We start from the raw sequence: 16,565 nt of genomic DNA, 5'->3' as shown, positions 1-16,565 counted from the left end.
GATGCCGAGGCTTCGGGCTGGGCACCTGCTCGGCTGCCAGCGACGCGCACTGCGAAGCGGAAACCTCATCCACGATGTCCAGCAGGCTACGGAGGTGCACCGATGAGCGATGAATTCACTCCCATGCTGCCGCCCTTGGACGATGCCAAGGTCGAGGAAATGATCGGCAAGGTGGTGCTGGTGGGCGTCACCCGCTATGGCGGTGACGGCCAGGTGCAGGGGCTGGAACAATACGCCGGTACGGTGCTGCGCATCAGCGCCGACGAAGGCGTGGTGCTGGCGGACGAGAATGACGGCCATGAGCGCTATCTGCCCCCGATGCTCGACCAGTACCTGCCCGCCGAGCCCGGCGAGTACCGCATGCGGAACAGTGGCATGATCGTGGTCGACCCCGATTACCTGACTGCCTGGGACCTGCACGCCCAGCAGTGACGACAGACCACGCCTGGCAGATGCCGGTCCATTGCCGGCCTCTCCGGGCGTGTTCCACTTTGCCCCATCCGGCCACTAGCCCTTCCGGCCCATTCACGACAACCCCTGCGGTGCTAGATTCGGGACCTTGCCCGATTCCGGGTACCCATTCACACCCAGGGGATAAGGATGCTCATCCGTCGAACCTCTCTGGCGGCGGCCGTTGCCGTTGCCACCTTCGGCCTGCTGGCCGCTGGCCCGGCGCTTGCAGACTACGCGAAGCCGCCGGAGCACCTGCTCAAGGTGTTGAAGGCACCGCCGCCGCCGGCGCCGAACGTGGCCCCGGGTGGCCAGCGCCTGCTGCTGACCACTGCGCAGACCTACCCGTCGATCAGCCGTGTCGCCCAGCCGTACCTGAAGCTGGCTGGCGTGCGCCTGGAACCGAAGAACCGCAGCCGCCATGACACCCCCGGTGGCTATGGCATCCCGGCCTGCGTGGCCGACTTCACCCTGGTCGACATCGGCAGTGGCCAGCAGACCAAGGTCAACCTGCCGCAGGGCTGCGCCACCGGCGCGCTGTGGTCGGCCGATGGCAGCCACTTTGCGTTCCAGAACGCGGTCGATACCAGCGTGCAGCTGTGGGTGGGCGATGCCGCTACCGGCCAGGTGAAGCAGGTGCCGAATGTGCAGCTGAACCCGATTTTCGGCTATACCGTGCAGTGGCTGGGCGGCAGCCAGAACCTGCTGGTGAAGCTGGTGCCGGCCAACCAGGGCCCAGCACCGTCCAACGGTGACGTACCGACCGGCCCGGATGCACAGGAGTCGCTGGGCAGCAGTGGCGAGAGCAGCACCTACGAAGCCCGCGACACGCTGACCAGCGTGCATGACGAGAAGCTGTTCGCTTATTACGGCGCCTCGCAGCTGGCCGTGGTCGATACTGCCGCCAACGGCGTGCGTCCGGTCGGGCAGCCGGCGCTGTTCAACGAAGTCAGCGCCGCGCCCGATGGCGTGCACGTGCTGACCGAATCGATCAAGGCGCCGTACTCGCATGCGGTGACCTACCAGCGCTTCGCCAACGACGTGGCCGTGCTGGATATCGCCAGCGGCAAGTCCACGCCGATCGCCAGCCTGCCGCTGGCCGACCGCGTGCCGGTGCACGGCGTACCGGAAGGCCCGCGTGGTTTCGACTGGCGTGCCACCGATCCGGCCACCCTGGTCTATGCCGAAGCGCTGGACAAGGGCGACTGGAAGGTCAACGTGCCGCATCGCGATCGGGTGCTGATGCTGAAGGCGCCGTTCAACGGCAAGCCGGTCGAGATCACCCGCACCGCACAACGCTTCGAAGGCTTCGCATGGACTGCCGACCCGGCCGTGGCGTTCCAGTTCGAGAACGACGAGAACCGCCACTGGATGCAGACCCGCATCGTCGATGTGGACCAGCCGAAGAAGGAAGGCCGCCTGCTGTGGGACATGTCCAGCGATGAGCTGTACGGCAACCCCGGCAACCTGGTCTTCACCCGCCTGCCGAATGGTGCGCAGGTCGTGCGCCGGGAGGGCAACCATGTTTTCCTCAGCGGCCGTGGTGCCTCGCCGCAGGGCGACCGTCCGTTCCTCGACCGCCTCGACCTCGGCACGCTGAAGAGCGAGCGCCTGTTCCGCAGCAGCGCCGATGCCTACGAGCAGTTCCTTGGTTTCAGCAATACGCCTGGGCGCTACCTGACCTGGCACCAGTCGGTGATCGATCCGCCGAACGCCTTCATCCGTCAGCAGGGTGAGGCGGTGGCCGATGCGAAGACCGGCGAGGCGCAGTTCGCGTCCACCGCGACCGCGCTGACCAAGCTGGTCGACCCGACTCCGGAAGTGCGCCAGATCAAGAAGCAGCTGGTGACCTACAAGCGTGCCGATGGCGTGGACCTGTCGTTCACCCTGTACACGCCGCCGGGCTACAAGGAAGGCCAGCGCGTGCCGGCGATCCTGTACGCCTACCCGGCCGACTTCGCCAACGCCGCTCAGGCGGGGCAGGTGTCCGGTTCGCAGCAGACCTTCACCCGCCTGCAGCCGTACCGCCTGATGCTGCTGGCCGGCTACGCGATCATCGACAACGCCTCGTTCCCGATCGTGGGTGACCCGAAGAACGCCTACGACACCTACCTGGAGCAGCTGGAAGCTGACGCCAGGGCGGCGGTGGACAAGGCGGTGGACATGGGCGTGGTCGATCGCAACCGCATCGGCGTGACCGGCCACAGCCATGGCGGCCTGATGACCGCCAACCTGATCGCCCATACCAACCTGTTCAAGGCTGGCGTGGCGACCAGCGGTTCGTACAACAAGACCTTTACCCCGTTCGGCTTCCAGAACGAGCGTCGCTCGGTGTGGCAGGCGCAGGACGTGTACCTGAAGGCCTCTCCGTTCTTCTATGCCGACAAGATCAAGCTGCCGCTGCTGCTGGTCCACGGCGAGGACGACGCCAACCCGGGCACTGAGCCGTTCCAGTCGCGCAAGCTCTACCAGGCGATCCGAGGCAACGGCGGCATCACGCGGTTGGTGATGCTGCCGAACGAACCGCACTGGTACACCGCATTGGAATCGAACGAGCAGCTTGTGGCGGAAATGCTGAACTGGTTCGACACCTACGTGAAGAACGCCAAGTAAGGAGACGGGAAGGCCGCCCCAGGGCGGCCTTGCTGTATCGGGATGTGAGTGGGTAGACGGCCTGGATCCGGATGCGCAATCGGGAATCGGGAAGCCACCTGCCATGCGGCATCCGGGTCCACCCGGGCTGCTAAGCTGGGAGTGGAAACAGACCAGGAGACATCGATGCATCGCAATGGGATGCGCGCCATCACTTTTGTCATCGCGACGCTGTTGGCCGGGATGACACACGGAGTGGAAGCGCAGGCTCTGCGGGCAGATGACCGCAGCTACTTTGGCAGCGCCTCCCAGGAACGTGAGGCGTGGAAGAACCTCGAGCGGAGGACCCATGCCCTCAAGGCACTTCATGCGCCGCCAGACGTGAGGTTCCAGCAGGCCGAACAGCTGTATGGCGAGTGCCTCCGGCACCATGGCTACCTGCATCTTCAGGCAGCGCGTAATGCCGACGATGCCCGGCTGACCAACACCCAGGGCGAAGTGGCCGGCACATGTGGACGCATCGCGGCGATTGCCAAGCAGGCATTACGTGATGCGCCCGCGCACGCTGCCTGGATCGAGCCGCATGCCGACCTGCGTGAACGGGCGTTGCGGGAGGGTGTGCAGCGGGCCAATGCAGCGCTGGTGGATGCGGTCGACACGTTGGCCGACCCGGCGCTGGACAGCTTCGGGCGACTGCACCGGCAGCTGCTGCAATCGGCGCCCTTTGCGCGCTTCGAACATGAAGGCGGCACGTTTGACAGCCGCACCGATGCGCGAGCCCTTTCCCGCCTGCCGGACCGTTCACTGCGCGAAGCGGCATGGCGTGCTTACTGGCAGGGAATGGCGTTGCGGCGCAGCGAAATGGCAACGGTGCTGCTGGGCCTGGTCCGCCTCAACGAGCAAGCGTCGGAACTGCAGGGCGATGGAACTGCGCCCGACCGCAGCTACCGGCACATGGGCCTGGATCAGGCCGCCGTCGACGCAACACTGGCGGCGGTAGCGCGCCACGCGCCGCTGCGACGCAACTATCAACAGATGCAGTTGACCCATCTTGAGCGCATGGGCCAGGCCTCTCCAAGGATCTGGGACATGGGCCTGCCTGATGCGGGCTATATCCCTCCGCCGCTTGACCTGGCGCAATTGCGTGATGCGGCGGCGGCATCAATGCAGGTGCTGGGGCCGGATTACGTGACAGGGCTGCGCGGACTGCTCGATCCTGCGGGCGGACACATGGATCTGGGTGGATCGGCAGAGCGGCGCGCGATGGATGCGTTTTCGATCAGCGCCCCTGGCGCGCCTTCGCTGCTGTTCGTTGGTCATCGACAGGGCGATTTGGAGGGGGATGTCCAGATCGCTCACGAAGCCGGCCATGCCATGCATGGCCAGTTGATGCAGCGCGGCGGCGCATCATCATTCCAGCGCAACGGCAACAAGTGGTTGACCGAGGCCTTCGCCATCTACAACGAACTGAAGTTCCGCGATCAGCTCTACCGGCAGGCCAGTGATCCACGTGCCAAGGCGTATTACCTGAAGTCGTTGCTCGATGACATCATCCTGCAGCTGTTCGTATCGTCTGAAGAGGCCGATCTGGAACAGTCCATCTATCAGGACGTGGCCGCCGATGAGGTTGGCAACGCAGACGCGCTTGATACGCTGACGATGAAGGTGCTGGGCAGGTACGGGGGCGCATCGGAGCAGTATCCCGAGCTGCGCAGCACCTGGATATCCAAGCGGCTGATGTATGAGGATCCGCTTTACCTGGCCAATTACCTGTATGCCGGACTGATTGCGGTGCAGCTCTTCGCCCAGGACCAGCAGGATCCGGAGGGATTCAGGGAGCGCTACCTGGCCGTCCTGGGCGAAGGGTTTGATCGCCCGCCGCAGCAGCAGGTCGAGCAGTTGCTGAATGCGAAGCCCGACTGGCCACGCCTGGTCGAGGAGGATCTGGGCATCTTCCAGCAGTACCTGGCGCAGCTGCAGGTACTGCACGCGGAAATCGAGCGCCAGCGCGGTCGCTGAGTCGACAGCCTGCTGCTGACCGGCACCCGGGTGATGTACGCGGTGCGCAGCGAGCCGGACGCGCTTTCCGCGGTCCTCGACTCGGCCAGCAATGCGCCGGCCGCGCGTGAAGCGAACCGGATGCGGCCCCAGGGTGACCTCGTGTCATTGGCCGTTGCGGTTGCGTAACCATATGTGATGCGGGTGCCATGGCGTGCAGAAGCTGCGATACGCTGCAGGTCTGTTGCTGTCTGCCATGGGTTTCACCAATGAAGTCCAAACGTGTTGCCGCAGTGTTGGCGCTGGTGATGACGCCGATCCTGCATGCCCAATCACTCCCCTCCGAACTGGCGCAGCTGGGCATTGTTGCCGGCATGCCCTATGCCAAGGCCAAGCGCCTGATGGATGCGGCAGGGTGGCAGGCGAGTCCGGTCCAGGGCGCGCCTGAGTCACTCGAGGGCTTTCCGGAAGTTGGATGCCAGAAGGACGCCAAGCAATGCGCAACAACCTTCGAAAAGGGCGGGCAGCAGGTCGCGATGCGATTGGGCACTACCCTGGCAGGGCAGCCGTTCGTGCAGGGCGTGGACTGAGCGCGCGTTGCGTTCAGGCCAGCGGTAGGCGGTCCTGCGCGTGCGACAGCCGATCGTGCAGCTCGCGCACATGCTCGGCCTTGGCATGCACCCGGGAGGTGTCGCCGAAGCTGCGCAGGTAGGTGCACGCGGCAAAGCCGGCACTCTTCTTTTCGTACTCGGCAATCCAGGCCAGTCGATCCGGATTGTTGGCCTGTTCGGCTGACCACGCGGCCACCGGCGGCCGGATGCGGTACTTCAGGCCGACGCGCCACGGCTTCGGTGTCAGTCGCGCACGGAAACAATGCTGCAGCCGGCACATGCGCGCGTACAGGGTGTCGGTGCCCAGTGCCTTGAAGAATGCCTGGAGCTGCTCGTCCTCCGGTGAGAACGTGGCATGCATCGCCAGCACGCGCAGCCCGGCGGGTGTGCGGTAGGCACGCAGGTGCCAATCGGGATGCTGTTCGCTGAACGCGTCCACGCGTTTCAGCGCAAGCCCCTCAGCACCGCCGGCGGCGGCCAGGCGCTGCTTCCGCCGCATCAGCAATGCCGCGTTGACCAGCAGCACTGCCGCCACGCCCAGTACCAGGCCCACCAGCCAGTGCCAGAGCAGGGTGCCGATGATGGCGCCGGCAAGCAGCAGGATCGCAGCGACGATGGCCGGTATCACGCAGCCGGCCGGTGGCTGCGCATGATCGATGTCGGCAAACAGCACGTCGGGGCTGTTGAGGCACAACGCGCCATAGCTGTTGCGGGTGATGATGACATCGCCGTCGCGCTGCACGATCTGCTCGCGGATTGGCACACCCTCCACGCCATAGTTGCTGCGCACCTCGCGACGCGGCAGCACCTGCCCGGCGAGGATGGCATTGAGGGCTTCGTTGGCGCGGCGGTCGGCGTGGGCCTGGGCCTGGGCAGGTCCCTCATCGGACCAGCCGAAGCGGCGCACGACCACCGGCCGGCCACGGAAACGGGCCTGCAGGCGGGCTTCGGCCCAGTACGCGGGAACGATCATCATCGTGCGGTGCTCCATCATCCATGGCAGGTGCCTGAGTGAGTCTGGCACAGCCCCGAAGGGCCTGCATGTGCCCGCTGCGGTGGCCGGGGCGGAGTGATAGATTGCGCGCTTCGCATGCACTCCACCAAGGACGGAGCGATGTCCAGTTTCCCGCGTTGCCTGCTTGCCCTGGCCTGTGCCGGGACGGTCGGCGTGGCACAGGCGGGTACTCCGCCGGGGCCGCAGATCCTCACCACCGATGCCAGCCGCTTCTACGCGCTCTACGACAGCACCGGCGGCAAGCCCAGCGTCGCCCAGCTGGCCGGTTACCTGGCCGAAGGCAGTACGGGCCTGGGTGAACTGGCGAAGGCGCGCCGGGTCACGCCCGAACGCATTGCCGAAGCCATTGCCAGCCAGCCCGGGGTGTATGCGCAGGGCCGCAGCTGCCTGGCGGAGCTGCCGGCGGTGAAGCAGCGCCTGGTGCAGGTGTTCGGCAACCTGCAGGCGATCTATCCGCAGGCCGCGTTTCCTCCGGTGACCCTCGCGGTCGGCCGTGGTCGGCCGGTCGGGTTGACCTCGAAGAGTGGGGTGATCATCGGCCTGGAAGCGCTGTGCGCAGCCGATTTCATGAATCCCAACGTGCCGGACCGTTTCGTGCACGTGATCGCGCACGAGTACGTGCACATCCAGCAGACCGGCCTGAACGATTTCGAGCCCGGCGACCCGCATGCGACGGTGCTGCGTGTTTCGCTGGGCGAAGGTATCGCCGAATTCATCGCCGAATTGATTTCCGGCAACGTCGGCAACAGTCGCCATGCGGCGTGGACGCGCGGCCGCGAGGTCCACATTGAAAGCGCCTTTGCGCTGGATGTGGACAGTACCGATCTGTCGCCGTGGCTGTACAACTACAAGCCCGGTTCGCAGGAGCCCTATGACCTCGGGTACTGGGTGGGCTACCGCATCGCCAAGGCCTATTACCTGCAGGCCAAGGACAAGCGCGATGCGGTGCGTGCGCTGATCCAGCAGGACAACCCGAAGGCGATCCTGGCCGCCAGCGGCTGGACGCCCGGCATGTGGATGCCGGCCAAGGTGACCGGCGTGGCAGCGCGCGCGGCAGCACGCTGATTGCAGGCCGGGGCGCTAGACTGCCACCGTGAACCGGGAGAGTCTCCATGCGTATTCCTGTTGTGCTTGCCGGAACGTTGGCCATCGCCTTCAGCATTGGCTTGACCGTTCCGACCGCGGCTGCTGAAACGGGCGCGGTCAATCCGATGCTGCTCAAACCCGTAAAGCAGCTGCGCCCTGATGAGATTCGTTTCATGCAGCAGCGCCTGGCCGATTGGCCGCAACTGCAGCGTTATCGCGACGCCAACGCACGACTGCTTGCCGCTGTACCGGGGCAACCACGCGTGGTGTTCTACGGTGATTCCATCACCGAGGGCTGGGGCAGGGAAGGCAGCGCATCGTTCTTTCCCGGCAAGGGCTGGCTCAACCGCGGCATCAGTGGCCAGACCACGGCGCAGATGCTGGTGCGGTTCCCGCAGGACGTGCTGGCACTGAAGCCGCAAGTGGTGGTGATCCTGGCCGGCACCAACGACATTGCCGGCAACACCGGCCCGTCCACGCAGGCGATGATTGAAGACAACCTGCACGCGATGGTGGACCTGGCACGCGCACATGGCATCGCCGTGGTACTGGCATCGGTGCTGCCGGTCAGCGATTACCCGTGGTTGCCGGGCACGGCACCTGCTCCCAAGGTGCGCGCATTGAACGCGGCATTGAAGCGCTATGCCGATGTGAAGCAGCTGGTCTATCTGGACTACTACACGCCGATGACCAATGCCGCCGGAGGGCTGGATCCGCAGCTGGCCGAGGATGGCGTGCATCCCACGGCGAAGGGCTATGCGGTGATGGCGCCGCTGGCGGAGGCTGCAATCAGGCGCGCAATGGCGCCGGACTAGGCACAGCACCCGCAATGCACAGCGTCCAGCCCGTCGAGGTAAAATGGCCCTGGAGCTGGCCACGCAGCGTGGCCGCCAGGGACGATGGGGTGGGTGATGCGGAAGGGAATCCAGGGATGGCTGCGCCGCAGCGGCGCAACGATGGCACTGCTGCTGGCGGCCGTACCGGCGTTCAGTGCAGACACGGCGGCGCCTTCGCCGCTGACGCGTGAGCCGGTGGCCGGAGTTTCACTGGCCGAATGGACCGCCCGCTGGTGGCGCTGGGCCGATGCCCAGGGCGGCGCGCCCTATCTCGACCCGGATGGCCGTGTATGCGATGTGGGCCAGGAAGGCCCGGTCTGGAACCTGGCCGGCACCAATGGCCGTTTCCGGCCACATCGCGAATGCGTGGTGCCGGCGGGCAAGTACCTGTTGCTGCCGATCATCAACATGGCGCACTACCAGGTGGATGAGTCTGTGTCCTGCAAGGAGCTGCAGGCCGGGGCGGCGGTCAACAACGATTACCTGATCAGTGCAGTGGTGCTGCTGGATGGGCAACCCCTGGGCGACATGCGCATGCATCGGGTGCGCAGTGAAGGCTGCTTCCGCATGGATGCCGATGACGCAGACTCACGGCTGGCCGCCGCCGACGGCTACTGGGTGATGCTCAAGCCGTTGCCGCCGGGCCGGCATACCCTCAGCGTGGGTGCCAACTACGGCGTGCCGGAGGGCGGCGCGTACAGCCGCATGCGGCAGTCCTTCGAGTACGTGCTGCACGTGGGAGGGCGTACCCAGGTCGTATCGCGCGGACAGCACATGATGCCGGTGGCGGCTCCCTGAGGCTCAGGCGTCGTCCTGCTTCAACGCTGCGTCGGCGGCCAGCAGCGCTTCGGCGGCCGCACTGAGCGGCGGCGAGGGCGGGGCGACCACGCCGATCGCTTCCATCATCTTCGGCATGCCCAGGAACTTGCGCGCGCGACGGTCGTAGATGCCGGTGACCAGCAGCGCGCGCGTGGCGATCTTCTGCTCGGCACCGATCAGCACGCGCTGCTCCATGATGCCGCGCGAGCCGACCCAGCCCACCAGTCGTGTTTCCAGGGTGAAGCGCTGGAACGGCTTCAATTCGCGGCGGAACTGGATGGTGCCGGCGCCGACGATCGGCGCCCATTTCTCGCGCAGCGCCACCTGGCCCAGGCCCATGCGCAGGATCAGGTCCAGCCGGCCCAGGTCGAAGATGTTCCAGTAGCGGCCGTTGGTCATGTGCAGGTTGCTGTCCAGGTCGTTGGGCAGCACCCGGAACTGCAGCCGCGAGACGCCGAACGGGGCCTCCAGCTTCGGCCGGAACAGGCTGCACAGCAGCAGGTGGAGCAGACGGAACCAGAGATTCATGGCTATGACGACTGTTATAGAATCGCCGGTACGCTAATCTATGACGATTGTCTTAGCAAGGAGACCGCCGTGAGCCCGCGACCGTCCGATGCCCCACAGCGCGTGATCGATGCCGCGGCGCAGATGCTGGCGCGGGTAGGCCTCAATGCCACCAGCATCCGTGAGGTGACCAAGCTGGCCGAGGCGCCGTTGGGTTCCACCTACCATCACTTTCCCGGAGGCAAGCAGGAGCTGCTGGCGCGCGCCACCCACATGGCCGGCGACAAGGTGGAGGTGCTGCTGATGGAGCTGCTGAAGGATGGGGCGGTGCAGGGCCTGCAGCAGTTCCTGGCGATGTGGCGCGAGCGTCTGCTGCGCTCCGATTTCCGCGCCGGCTGCCCGGTGCTGGCCGCTGCCGTGGAGGAGCCGGTGGAGGCCACGCCCAGCCAACCCCGCGCGGCGGCGGCCGAGGTATTCATGCGCTGGCAGGGGCATCTTGCCTCGGCGTTCGTCGCTGAAGGGCATGCCCCGGCAGCGGCGGGTGAACTGGCCAGCCTGGTGATCGCCAGCGTGGAGGGCGCGGTAGCGATGTGCCGTGCGCTGCAGGACATCGCCCCGTTCGACCAGGTGGCCGTGCAGCTGCTGAAGGCGGCCACGCGGCCTTGATCGGCCGGTGCGGGCAGGCCAGACTCGCCAGCAGCCCACGACTGGATGCCGCCATGGACGAATTGCACCATCGTCAGTTGATCGAGCACTACCTGCAGGCCTACAACCGCTTCGATATCGACGCCATGCTGGCCGTGCTGGCGCACAACGTACGCTTTGAGAATCACAGTGGCGGCCAGCTGACGATGGTCACCGAAGGCGTCGATGCCTTTGGCGAGCTGGCACGCCAGTCTGCGCGCCTGTTCCGGGAGCGCGAACAGCGCTTGCTGGCGCTGGTTTTCGATGGTGATCGGGCGACGGCGACGATTGGCTGGCGCGGCGTGTTCGCGCAGGATGGTCCCGATGGACCGCGTGCGGGCACCGAGCTGGAACTGCAGGGCCAGAGCGAGTTCGTGTTCGCGGGAGGCCGCATCGAACGGATCATTGATCGCAGCTGAGGATCGGCCGCTTGGAACCGCCGTCTGGACAGCGGAGCTGCCCGCGGTAGAATCCGCCCAACATCGCCTACGCGTGCCCGGCAAGGATGTCCGCATGCAGCATCAGGTTCCCGAGGTCCCTGGCCGCGATGCCTCCCGCCCCCTGGCGGCGGCATGAAGCGCTCGCGCCATTTTTCACGCAGCCCACTGACATTGCCGATGAACCGCGGCAGCGAAGTCGTGCGTGCGCGCAGGCACTTGCAGCAGCGCGGTTGGCCACGCCTGCAGATGGCGCTGATCGTCGCCCTGACCGGCGCTGCAGGTTTTCTTGCCTCGCACCTGCTGCGCCTGGCCGGTATCGACGCGATGTGGTTTCGCTACCCGATGGCCGTAGTGCTGGCCTACGGCGTGTTCCTGCTGCTGATGTGGATCTGGATCCGCTGGCGTTGGGACAACGTGCTGGATGGCCTGTCGCCGGATGTGGGCGGTGGCAGCCCATCCCCTCGCGGCAGTGCCGTGGAATCACCGTGGAGCGGCGCCGGCGGCCGTTCCGGCGGTGGCGGTGCGTCGGCCTCGTGGAACGAGCCGGCATCGGTGAGCAGTGGCGACGCCGGAGAGCTGCCGTTGGCCGGACTCGCTGAAGACGAAGCGGGCTTGCCGTTGCTGGCCACCCTCGGCATCGTCGCGCTGGTGGCGACCGTCCTGCTGGCCAGCGTGTGGGTGGTGTGGTCGGCGCCGGTGCTGATGGCCGAACTGCTGGTGGACGCGGCGATCGCCGGCGGCCTGTACCGGCGCATGCAGGGCATGCACGAGCAGGGATGGTGGCGGGTATGCGTGTCGCACACGGTCTGGCCGCTGATCGGCCTGTTGCTGTTCTTCGCGGTGCTGGGCTGGCTTGCTCAGGAACTCGTGCCGGGTGCGAGCCACCTGCTGCAGGTCATCCAGGGGCTGTAATGCGGTTGCTTCCTGGCCTGGTCCCGACCTGTTTTCAGCCGCCCTGAACAGTGGGCTATGATCGCGGTCGCCGAGGATTCGTATCCTGGCGGTTTCACCTATCCGGAGCTTGTCGTACTGCATCGGGAACCGGGGCGCTGGATGGCCGAACGCCCACTGAGACACACAACCACTGACGAGGAAGAGCGCATGGATGTCGCTGCACGCAGGAACAGGACGTTGTTTCGTTGGATCATGGTGACGCTGCTGGCGGTGTTGTTGCCGTTTGCAGCACTGGCGCAGCCGGCAGCCGGGCAGGGCGATGGCGCTGAAGCCGGCACTGCCGCGGAAGAGGCGCAATGCCGCGCCTGCGCCTATGAGCGCATTGGACCGAAGGTTGATATCGGCCTGGTGGCACTGGTGTCGCTGCTGGTGGTGGGTCTGCTGGTAGCGGTGTCCCGCGAGTGGGGAACCACCTCGCAGCGCTGGACCTGCCGCACGCTGTCCCTGTTGCTGGTGGGCATCGGCGCAGCGTTGCTGTGGTGGGCCGGCAGCATCCTCTACCTGGGTTACAACCCTTGGCAGGAGCAGCTCGCACCCAGCGACGGCTCGCTCGGTTCGACGCTGCTGAGTACGTCGCCGAAGTGGCTGGCGGCACTGGTGCTGGTCGGCTTCGCGCCTTCCATCTGGAAGCGCAGCGAGCGCCTGCCGCCCTGGCGTATCGGCTGACCCTGGAACGACGGCGCCGGATCACACCCGGCGCCGCCTGCAGCAATCACTCAAAGCGCCAGCGCACGCCCGCGTAGACGCCGCGGCCTTCGCCCGGCGTCGAACGCGCGACATCCTTGCCGGCGTCGTCATAGCCTGGCGTGACGGTGGCGACGTAGCGGCGATTGCCTAGGTTGCGCATCTCTGCCCAGGCCTGCCAGCGGCCACCGGGTGCGTCGTAGCCGATGCGGCTGCCGAAGATCACATGGCTGTCGGCCCAGTAGCTGTTGGCGTAGTCCACCGCGATGCGCGAGGCGTATTCGGTATTGAGCGCCGCGTACAGGCCGGATGCATGATCGAAACGCAGCTCGGCCTGGTAGGCGTGGCGCGGCAGGCCGGGCAGGCGGTTGCTGCCGAAACGTGCATCGTGGCGGTAGCGGAAATCGCTGAAGGTATACGCCTGGCGCAGCGACAGGCGGCCCGGTGCAGCCTGCCACAGCGTGCTGTCCAATCCGGCTTCGATACCGCGGTGCACGGTGGGGCTGGCATTGTTCTCGGCGATGAACAGGTTCGGCACCGGTTGCAGTTCGACGCTCAGCAGTTCGTGGTTCACGTGGGCGTAGTAGCCGGTCAGTTCCCAGCGGCCCAGCGCCGCGTCACCGCGCGCGCCCAGTTCCAGCGTGGTGGCGGTCTGGTTCTGCACCGGCACCGGCGCGCGCTGGCGGCCGGTAGACGGGCCATTGCCCGGCCCGAAGTACTGGTTCGAGCCCCAGATCATCGACCATGGGTGCGGTGCCTCCACCGAACGGCTGAGGTTGCCGAACCACTGGGTCTGCGCGCTGTGCTGCCAGGTAAAGCCCAGTCGCGGTGCGTAGTCCCAGTCGTGCTCGCGCAGGCGGCCGCCGCTGCTCGGCCAGGTCACCTGCACATCGCGACGGGTGTTGATCAGTGCCAGCCCAGCCTGCATGCGCAGGCGGTCATTGAAGGTGAGGGTGTTGCTGACGTGCAGTGTGCTGTCGGTGCCGTGGTGGCGGAAGTCGCGCGTGCGCGTGCCGGCGGCATAGCCGTTGCTGGCAAAGCGCAGCGACTCGCGCACATCGGCGTCCAGATCGTGGGTGGCGCGCAGGCCGACCGTGGTCTCGCTGTCCAGGCCGAACAGCCGGTGGCGATGGCGGTAGTCCAGCGTGGCGTTGAGGTTGGCGTAGTCCAGCTGCTGCCGGTACAGGCTCTCGTTCAAGTCCATCGGGTAGGAGTGGTAGACAAGCCCGGCCTGCAGCGACGAGTCCTCATCGATCTGCAGCGTGGTGACATTGCCTACCCAGGTGCTGCCCGGCTGCGGGCGGCGCGCATCGATGGCCAGGTTGGCCGCATTCGCGGCGTGTGGATCGTTGCGGATCTGGTCGCGGGTCAAGCGACCGGGCGTTTCGTGCCTGGTCTCGCGGTAGCGCACGAAGAAGCGCGTCTGCAGGTCGGGCGTGATCTGCCAGCCGATGTTGGCCATCGCGCCCTTGCCGTCGCCGCGCGCATGGCGCTGGTAACCGTCGAACTCGGTATCGGTGTAGGCCAGGAAGTAGTCGACATCGCCGTTGACGCCGCCCCAGCTGAGGCCACGCTTCTGGTAGCCACGGCTGCCGGCTTCGTAGTGCAGCTGCACGCCCGCCGAATCACGGCCGCTGCGGCTGACGTAGTCGATGGCACCGCCCAGCGCCAACGCGCCGCGCTCGAAGCCGTTGGCGCCGCGCAGGACTTCCACGCGCGACAGCCACAGCGGTTCCAGCAGCTCGTAGGGCGTGCCACCTGGGCCGGTCAGCGGCAGGCCGTCGATCGACACCGCAATGCCCGAGGCATGCGCGCCCGGCCCCCGGTTGATGCCCGACCCACGGATCGAGATCTTGGTGCCCTCGTTGCCCGGCGACTGCGCGCTGATGCCCGGCTGATAGGCCAGCACATCCGCACTGGAGGACAGTCGGCTGTCGGCCTTGGCCACGTCGATGACGTTGCTGGCGCCGGGTACGCGCTTCAGCGTCTCGCGCGCCTGCGCGCTGGCATCGCCAGCAGCGGTGACCTGCACCGCATCCAGCGTGGTGGCCTGCGGGGCTGCAGCGGCGGTGGAGGCGAGGCCAAGGGAAACGGCCAGGAACAGCAGCGAGGGGGTGGGGCGGTACGACGAGAGCGACATGCGCAAATACTGTAAACCACCAAAGTGGCGCGCAAGTTAACAGGTCGGCGGAGCCACGTCACCCACCGGCGGCGTATGGCCGCCCGCGGTGTTCCTGTAGAGTCGAGCCCACGCTCGGCTAATCGCGTGCAGCGCGGGTTGTCTGCCATCGCGACGAAGAGCAGCCGAGCATGGGTTCGGCTCTACAGCAGGGTTTATGGCGAGGGTTTCGTCAGCGTCTTCGACTTTGCGTAGAGCTGATCAGCTGCTTCCTTCTCGCCCAATGCCGCATGACACTCGGCCAGGCTGTCCCACACATTGGCCGAATCCGGATACAGCTCGGTGTTGAGGGCGAATACCTTCAACGCCCTGCGTGCACCCAGGCTCTGGCGGATGGCATAGCCGCTGGCGTTGATCGCACGTTCCAGCTCGCTGCCCGTCACCCGGTTGTTATCGCGCAACCAGCTGCGTATCGCCTGGGCGGCGCCTGCATCATCATCCAGCGCATACGCGACCAGCCCCTCGGACAGCACCGCGTGCGGAAACGCCTGCGGCGCCGCGACCGCCATCGTGCTCTCCACCAGCGTGCTGGACCAGACATTGCGGGCGCTGCCGTTGGTCAGGTACACGAACACCCAGTAGCCGTCGGCCAGCGTGTCCTTGTACGCCAGCCGCGCACGTACACGGGTGCCGCCATCATGGCCGACCTGGGTGTAGCCGTCGCTGCGGGTGGTGTCCCATCCGGTGGAGAAGAAATTGCTGCCGCCACCGCTCAGTTTCTGCGGCTGCCAGAACTTTTCCAGGGTCGCCGTGCGCACCAGCTTACTGGTCGCCAGCGCCTGCAGGAAGCGGTTCATGTCGCCCACGGTGGTCTGCAGATCGGCATGGCCCCAGCCGTAGTCCGGCCAGGGATCTTCATTGGCAGGCTGCAGTTGGCCATCCTTGCCGATGTACGGCACCGCCGCGCGCCGGGCCGGCACGCTGGCAACGCCCCACGAGGTGCTGGCCATCTTCAATGGCTGCAGGATGCGTTCGCGCGCGATGGCCGGGTAGGGCTTGCGGTAGTGCGCTTCCAGCAGCGCCGTCAGCACCAGGTAGTTGGCCTGGGTGTACTGCACGCGGCTGCCGGTGGCGAACTGCATCGGTGCAGCGCCGGCCACCTTCAGCGCAGTGCCAAGGTCAGGCGCTACACCGGGGTAGCCCGTGCTCACCCAGCGGTTATCCACCCGGTCGTAGTACTCGCCGATGCCGGAGCTGTGGTTGAGGAAATCACGCACGTGGATTGCCTGCCATGCTGCAGGCAGGTCCGGCACATAGCGGCTGGCCGGTGTATCCAGATCCACCTTGCTCTGATCGACCAGTTGCATCACCAGTGTGCTGGTCAGCAGCTTGGCCATCGACTGTGCGGCGAAGATGGAATCGACGGTGGCAGGTGTGTGCGTAGCGCGATCACATTCGCCGCTGGCGCCCTGGTACAGCACCTGGCCGTTGTGGGCGACCAGTACCGCCTGGCCGGCAATGCCGTAGCGCTCGCGGTTGACCTGCAGTTGGGCGTCGAGCTGGGTAGAGAGGCCGGCGGAGAGGTCATTCGCTGATGCGGGCGGAGCAGCGAACAGGACGCAGAGCAATGCAGCAGCAAAGGTGCGGTACATCGCGGTGATCCATCAGCGGTGATGGCGCATGGTGGTCACGACGGAAGAGCGGGTCAAGGGCACCGATTCCCGCATCAGGGAGAGCCGGCCAGCGGCCGGCACTACCGGAACGTGTGGT

At 66.4% G+C, this 16,565-nt stretch carries 15 protein-coding genes; 11 read left to right on the top strand and 4 right to left on the bottom strand.

Annotation, left to right across the window (positions count from 1 at the left end):
- The first annotated feature begins 102 nt into the window (after positions 1–102).
- The 4 genes from ACM0PK_RS00210 (at position 103) to ACM0PK_RS00195 (ending at position 5,630) form a co-directional block, all read left to right on the top strand.
- Positions 103–432 (top strand): hypothetical protein, encoded by a 330-nt coding sequence (locus ACM0PK_RS00210; protein ID WP_061480047.1) that lies wholly within the window; start codon positions 103–105, stop codon positions 430–432.
- Positions 433–600: 168 nt separating this feature from the next.
- The gene (locus ACM0PK_RS00205; protein ID WP_414607292.1) at positions 601–3,063 is read left to right on the top strand and encodes a S9 family peptidase; all 2,463 of its coding nucleotides are present in this window, start codon (positions 601–603) and stop codon (positions 3,061–3,063) included.
- A 165-nt stretch (positions 3,064–3,228) separates the two neighbouring features.
- Entirely contained in the window at positions 3,229–5,061 is a 1,833-nt protein-coding gene (locus ACM0PK_RS00200) for a M3 family metallopeptidase (RefSeq protein WP_414607291.1), read from the top strand.
- Positions 5,062–5,309: 248 nt separating this feature from the next.
- Entirely contained in the window at positions 5,310–5,630 is a 321-nt protein-coding gene (locus tag ACM0PK_RS00195) for a hypothetical protein (RefSeq protein WP_134970689.1), read from the top strand.
- Between the two features lie 13 nt (positions 5,631–5,643).
- On the opposite strand, the gene ACM0PK_RS00190 is transcribed toward ACM0PK_RS00195, so the two are convergent.
- On the bottom strand, positions 5,644–6,627 hold the full coding sequence (locus ACM0PK_RS00190) for a hypothetical protein (RefSeq protein WP_111201576.1): 984 nt from the start codon (positions 6,625–6,627) through the stop codon (positions 5,644–5,646).
- 138 nt (positions 6,628–6,765) lie between these two features.
- Here ACM0PK_RS00190 and ACM0PK_RS00185 point away from each other — a divergent pair, with 138 nt between their 5' ends.
- The 3 genes from ACM0PK_RS00185 to ACM0PK_RS00175 all read left to right on the top strand — a co-directional run bounded on the left by ACM0PK_RS00185 (position 6,766) and on the right by ACM0PK_RS00175 (position 9,386).
- A complete protein-coding gene (locus ACM0PK_RS00185) occupies positions 6,766–7,731 on the top strand; it encodes a DUF2268 domain-containing putative Zn-dependent protease (RefSeq protein WP_414607290.1) in 966 nt (321 codons plus the stop codon).
- 47 nt (positions 7,732–7,778) lie between these two features.
- Positions 7,779–8,567, top strand: a complete 789-nt coding sequence (locus ACM0PK_RS00180) for an SGNH/GDSL hydrolase family protein (RefSeq protein WP_414607289.1) — start codon at positions 7,779–7,781, stop codon at positions 8,565–8,567.
- Between the two features lie 96 nt (positions 8,568–8,663).
- Entirely contained in the window at positions 8,664–9,386 is a 723-nt protein-coding gene (locus ACM0PK_RS00175; RefSeq protein ID WP_245885050.1) for a hypothetical protein, read from the top strand.
- Positions 9,387–9,389: 3 nt separating this feature from the next.
- Here ACM0PK_RS00175 and ACM0PK_RS00170 read toward each other — a convergent pair whose 3' ends face one another.
- Positions 9,390–9,935, bottom strand: coding sequence for a thioesterase family protein (locus ACM0PK_RS00170; protein WP_088497069.1), 546 nt, complete (start codon positions 9,933–9,935; stop codon positions 9,390–9,392).
- Positions 9,936–10,004: 69 nt separating this feature from the next.
- On the opposite strand from ACM0PK_RS00170, the gene ACM0PK_RS00165 reads away from it, so the two are divergent.
- The 4 genes from ACM0PK_RS00165 to ACM0PK_RS00150 all read left to right on the top strand — a co-directional run bounded on the left by ACM0PK_RS00165 (position 10,005) and on the right by ACM0PK_RS00150 (position 12,658).
- A complete protein-coding gene (locus ACM0PK_RS00165; protein WP_414607288.1) occupies positions 10,005–10,580 on the top strand; it encodes a TetR/AcrR family transcriptional regulator in 576 nt (191 codons plus the stop codon).
- A 53-nt stretch (positions 10,581–10,633) separates the two neighbouring features.
- On the top strand, positions 10,634–11,017 hold the full coding sequence (locus ACM0PK_RS00160) for a nuclear transport factor 2 family protein (RefSeq protein ID WP_414607287.1): 384 nt from the start codon (positions 10,634–10,636) through the stop codon (positions 11,015–11,017).
- 153 nt (positions 11,018–11,170) lie between these two features.
- Positions 11,171–11,950 (top strand): hypothetical protein, encoded by a 780-nt coding sequence (locus ACM0PK_RS00155; RefSeq protein ID WP_414607286.1) that lies wholly within the window; start codon positions 11,171–11,173, stop codon positions 11,948–11,950.
- Positions 11,951–12,139: 189 nt separating this feature from the next.
- Entirely contained in the window at positions 12,140–12,658 is a 519-nt protein-coding gene (locus ACM0PK_RS00150; protein WP_414607285.1) for a hypothetical protein, read from the top strand.
- Between the two features lie 46 nt (positions 12,659–12,704).
- Here the strand turns inward: ACM0PK_RS00150 and ACM0PK_RS00145 are convergent, their stop codons facing one another.
- Entirely contained in the window at positions 12,705–14,816 is a 2,112-nt protein-coding gene (locus ACM0PK_RS00145) for a TonB-dependent receptor family protein (protein WP_414607284.1), read from the bottom strand.
- A gap of 194 nt (positions 14,817–15,010) precedes the next feature.
- On the bottom strand, positions 15,011–16,447 hold the full coding sequence (locus tag ACM0PK_RS00140) for a serine hydrolase domain-containing protein (RefSeq protein WP_414607283.1): 1,437 nt from the start codon (positions 16,445–16,447) through the stop codon (positions 15,011–15,013).
- Positions 16,448–16,565 lie beyond the last annotated feature (118 nt).

It is taken from the genome of Stenotrophomonas sp. FR010 (genome assembly GCF_047520755.2).
Taxonomy (GTDB): Bacteria; Pseudomonadota; Gammaproteobacteria; order Xanthomonadales; family Xanthomonadaceae; genus Stenotrophomonas; species Stenotrophomonas sepilia.
The sequence above is the reverse complement of the archived record's forward strand: the minus strand, read 5'-3'. Positions and strand labels throughout refer to the sequence as shown.

Bases quoted from the DNA above. Each gene is read 5' to 3' on its own strand.
- ACM0PK_RS00210 (WP_061480047.1), top strand. From the start codon at position 103: ATGAGCGATGAATTCACTCCCATGCTGCCGCCCTTGGACGATGCCAAG.
- ACM0PK_RS00205 (WP_414607292.1), top strand. From the start codon at position 601: ATGCTCATCCGTCGAACCTCTCTGGCGGCGGCCGTTGCCGTTGCCACC.
- ACM0PK_RS00200 (WP_414607291.1), top strand. From the start codon at position 3,229: ATGCATCGCAATGGGATGCGCGCCATCACTTTTGTCATCGCGACGCTG.
- ACM0PK_RS00195 (WP_134970689.1), top strand. From the start codon at position 5,310: ATGAAGTCCAAACGTGTTGCCGCAGTGTTGGCGCTGGTGATGACGCCG.
- ACM0PK_RS00190 (WP_111201576.1), bottom strand. From the start codon at position 6,627: ATGATGATCGTTCCCGCGTACTGGGCCGAAGCCCGCCTGCAGGCCCGT.
- ACM0PK_RS00185 (WP_414607290.1), top strand. From the start codon at position 6,766: ATGTCCAGTTTCCCGCGTTGCCTGCTTGCCCTGGCCTGTGCCGGGACG.
- ACM0PK_RS00180 (WP_414607289.1), top strand. From the start codon at position 7,779: ATGCGTATTCCTGTTGTGCTTGCCGGAACGTTGGCCATCGCCTTCAGC.
- ACM0PK_RS00175 (WP_245885050.1), top strand. From the start codon at position 8,664: ATGCGGAAGGGAATCCAGGGATGGCTGCGCCGCAGCGGCGCAACGATG.
- ACM0PK_RS00170 (WP_088497069.1), bottom strand. From the start codon at position 9,935: ATGAATCTCTGGTTCCGTCTGCTCCACCTGCTGCTGTGCAGCCTGTTC.
- ACM0PK_RS00160 (WP_414607287.1), top strand. From the start codon at position 10,634: ATGGACGAATTGCACCATCGTCAGTTGATCGAGCACTACCTGCAGGCC.
- ACM0PK_RS00155 (WP_414607286.1), top strand. From the start codon at position 11,171: ATGAAGCGCTCGCGCCATTTTTCACGCAGCCCACTGACATTGCCGATG.
- ACM0PK_RS00150 (WP_414607285.1), top strand. From the start codon at position 12,140: ATGGATGTCGCTGCACGCAGGAACAGGACGTTGTTTCGTTGGATCATG.
- ACM0PK_RS00145 (WP_414607284.1), bottom strand. From the start codon at position 14,816: ATGTCGCTCTCGTCGTACCGCCCCACCCCCTCGCTGCTGTTCCTGGCC.
- ACM0PK_RS00140 (WP_414607283.1), bottom strand. From the start codon at position 16,447: ATGTACCGCACCTTTGCTGCTGCATTGCTCTGCGTCCTGTTCGCTGCT.